We start from the raw sequence: 3,605 nt of genomic DNA, 5'->3' as shown, positions 1-3,605 counted from the left end.
GCCTGTTCGCCAGCGAACTCGCCGCCGCCGGCCTGGCCGGCGCGCCGGCCGCGCTCGATGGCCCCGGCGGCTTCCTCGCCGTCTACGGCGCCGGCGCGGCGCAGCCCGAACGCCTGCTGGAAGGCTGGGGCGCGCCGTGGCAGATCGTGTCGCCGGGCCTCTACTTCAAGCCCTGGCCCTGCTGCACCGCCACCCATTACGCGGTGCTGGCCGCGCTCGCATTGCGCGAACGTCATGCCCCGGTACCCGCCGACATCGCCGGCGTGCGCATCACCTTCCCACCGGCCGGCGACACGCCGCTGCTGTCCCGGCTGCCCGCCACGGGCCTGGAAGCACGCTTCAGCGTCGAGTACGCGGTGGCCGCCGCACTGAGCGACGGCCCGCCGGGCGTCGCCGTGTTCGCCGACGTGCCGGTGCGCGAGGACCTGATCGCGCTGGCCACGCGCATCGAGCGCGATCACGATCAGGACGCCCCGCGCGCCTCGACCGATCCGGCCACGCGCTTCTCGACGGTCGAGATCCGGCTGGCCGACGGCGGCACGCTGCGCCAGCGCGCCGACCGGCTCGTCAGCGCCGCCGACCTGCCGGCCAAGTTCGCGGATGCCACGGCGCACCGCGCGGTGCTCGCCGAAGTCCCGGCGCTGGTCGCGAGCATGCGCGATGAGCTGGACCTGGCCCGCCTCCTTTCCACCTTCGACCGGCTTGCCTCATGACCACCCGATCCTCCGCCGCCGAGCGGCGCCAGATGCGCCTGGGCCTGTTCCTGCAGGGCGCGGGCCACCACGTCGCCGGCTGGCGGCATCCCGAGGCCGAATCGGGCAGCGAGAACTTCGAATTGCTGCGCCGCGTGGTGCAGACCGCCGAGCGCGCGAAATTCGACATGGTGTTCCTCGCCGACGGCCTGACCAGCGGCCCCGACGCGCATCCCTCGATGGCGCAGCGCTTCGAGCCGCTGACCCTGCTCTCGGCGCTGGCGATGCACACCACCCGCATCGGCCTGGCCGCCACCGCCTCGACCACCTACAGCGAGCCCTATCACCTGGCGCGCGTATTCGCCTCGCTCGATCGCCTGAGCGGCGGGCGCGCGGCCTGGAACGTGGTCACCACCTCCTACGACCGCACGGCCGCGAACTTCACGCGCGGCAACCATCCCGATCATGCCGAGCGCTACGAGATGGCCGGCGAGTTCGTCGACGTGGTCAAGGGCCTGTGGGACAGCTGGGACGAGGACGCGGTGATCCGCGACAAGGCCCGCGGCGTCTACTTCGACCCGGCCAAGGTTCACGCGCTCGATCACGAGGGCCGTTTCTTCCGGATCAAGGGCCCGCTGAACGCCTCGCGTCCGCCGCAAGGCCACCCGGTGGTGATCCAGGCCGGCTCCTCCGGGCCCGGGCAGGATCTCGCGGCGCGCACCGCCGAAGTGGTGTTCACCGCGCAGCAGACGCTGGAGGAGGCGCAGGCCTTCTATCGCGACCTGAAGGGGCGGCTGGCGAAGTTCGGGCGCGCGGGCCAGGCGCTGCACGTGATGCCGGGCGTGTTCCCGGTGATCGGCCGCACCGAGCGCGAGGCGCGCGAGAAGTACGAGCAGTTGCAGCAGTGGATCGACACCTCGGGCGCGCTGAGCCTGTTGTCGGACCGGCTCGGCCACGACGTCTCGCGATATCCGCTCGACGACCCGCTGCCGGAGCTGCCCGAATCGGACCAGCTCAAGAGCCGCGCGAAGCTGCTGACCGACCTGGCGCGACGCGAGAACCTGACGCTGCGCCAGCTCTACTACCTGGTGGCCGGCGCGCGCGGGCACCGCATCGTCTGGGGCACCGCCGGGCAGGTCGCCGACGCGCTGGAGGAATGGTTCACGCAGGACGCCGCCGACGGCTTCAACATCATGCCGCCGTACTTCCCCGGCGGCCTCGACGATTTCGTCGAGCAGGTGGTGCCCGAGCTGCGGCGGCGCGGGCTGTTCCGCACCGAATACGCCGGCAGCACCTTGCGCGAGCACCTCGGCCTGCCGCGCCCGGCGAGCCGCTACGCGGTGCGCGGCTGAGCCGGGAAGCCGGCGCGGGCGCGCGCGATGCCACGACGGCACCGCGCGCGCCCCGCTCTTTCACGCGGCATGCCTCACACCGCGAAACGCTTCAGGTCGAGCACGATCGGCTGCGCCGCGTAAGCATCGAGCCGGACCTGCTCGGGCGTGCGCGCATGCGCCAGGAAGGCGCGCGTGCGCGCGCTGCGCGGCGCGCCGAAGATCCGTGCCGGCGGCCCCGCCTCGACGATCACGCCCGCCTCGGTGAAGAACACCACGTCGCTGATCTCCTCGGCGAAACGCATCTCGTGCGTGACCAGCACGCAGGTCATCCCTTCGCTCACCAGCTCGCGGATCACGGCCAGCACCTCGCCGGCCGTCTCGGGATCGAGCGCCGAGGTCACCTCGTCGAACAGGATCAGGTCGGGCCGCATCGCCAGCGCGCGCGCGATCGCCACGCGCTGCTGCTGCCCGCCGGAGAGCTCGCCCGGGTAGCGATGCGCCTTGTCGGCCAGGCGCACGCGTTCGAGCAAGGCATGCGCCTCGCGCAGCGCGGTCTTGCGGTCGCGCTTGAGGATCCGCACCGGCGCGGCGATCAGGTTGTCGAGCACGCTCAGGTGCGGGAACAGGTTGTACTGCTGGAACACGAAACCGACGCGCTTGTGCAGCGCGATCTCCTCGCGCTCGCTGGCGATGCGGTCCACGCGCGTGCCGTGCACCTCGATCTCGCCGCGCGTCGGCCGCTGCAGGCCGGCGATGCAGCGCAGGATGGTGGACTTGCCCGAGCCCGACGGGCCGATGATCGACACCGCCTGGCCGCGATGGACCGCTAGGTCGATGCCCTGCAGCACCGGCGTGGCGCCGTAGGACAGGTGCACGTCGCGCAGCCGCACCAGCGGCGCGGCGGAAGGCTGGAAATCAGGAACGGGCATGGCGCCTTTCGAGGAAACGGGTGAAACGGGCGATCGGGTAGCAGTACGCGAAGAACAGCGCGAGCACCACGAAATAGACCAGCACGGTGAAATCGGCACGCGCCACGGTATTGCTGGCCACCTGGGCGGTGTCGAGCAGGTCGTGCACGCCCACCAGCGAGGCCAGCGCGGTGGCCATCGTGATGCTGGCGTAGAGGTTCATCCAGGGCGGCAGCATGCGGCGCAGGCATTGCGGCAGGATGATCCAGCGGAAGGTCTGGGCGCGGCTGTAGGCCAGCGAGCGCGCCGCGTCCCATTGCGCGCGCGGGATCGACTGGATCGCGCCGCGGAAGATCTCCGCGAAGTTCGCGCTGGCCGGCAGGGCCAGGCCCAGCGTGACCTTGAACCAGTCCGGGAACGGCAGCACGGCGTGGCCGATGTCCAGCTCGAACGGGAACACGTAGGTCGAGAAATAGATCAGCACCAGGATCGGTGCGTTGCGGAACACCTGCACGTAGGCGCGCACCGGCCAGCGCAGCGGCGCCAGGCGCCGCCGCTCCGGTTCGCCGGACAGCAGCCCATGCGCGCCGAACACCACCTCGCCGACCGCGGCCGCGTCGAGCACGCACAGCATCACCGTCTCGACCCGCCCGGCCATCTCGCGCGGCGTA

The 3,605-nt window shown here is 71.7% G+C and carries 3 protein-coding genes and 1 pseudogene; 2 read left to right on the top strand and 2 right to left on the bottom strand.

The window, feature by feature from the left end; genetic code table 11:
• Both F3J18_RS36175 and F3J18_RS36170 read left to right on the top strand, forming a co-directional pair.
• Positions 1–713 (top strand): annotated as a pseudogene (locus tag F3J18_RS36175) (MmgE/PrpD family protein); the annotation flags it as partial.
• Positions 710–2,044, top strand: a complete 1,335-nt coding sequence (locus tag F3J18_RS36170) for an LLM class flavin-dependent oxidoreductase (protein WP_166916948.1) — start codon at positions 710–712, stop codon at positions 2,042–2,044. The pseudogene F3J18_RS36175 and the gene F3J18_RS36170, both read left to right, overlap by 4 nt.
• A 74-nt stretch (positions 2,045–2,118) precedes the next feature.
• Here the strand turns inward: F3J18_RS36170 and F3J18_RS36165 are convergent, their stop codons facing one another.
• On the bottom strand, positions 2,119–2,955 hold the full coding sequence (locus F3J18_RS36165) for an amino acid ABC transporter ATP-binding protein (RefSeq protein ID WP_025098380.1): 837 nt from the start codon (positions 2,953–2,955) through the stop codon (positions 2,119–2,121).
• The coding region (locus F3J18_RS36160) for an amino acid ABC transporter permease (RefSeq protein WP_166916947.1) at positions 2,942–3,605 on the bottom strand (664 nt) is incomplete at its 5' end. The genes F3J18_RS36165 and F3J18_RS36160, both read right to left, overlap by 14 nt.

Source organism: Burkholderia sp. Ax-1720 (genome assembly GCF_011753035.1).
GTDB classification, from domain to species: Bacteria; Pseudomonadota; Gammaproteobacteria; order Burkholderiales; family Burkholderiaceae; genus Burkholderia; species Burkholderia gladioli.
Note: the sequence above shows the minus strand (reverse complement) of the source record. Positions and strands in the feature narration are given on the sequence as shown.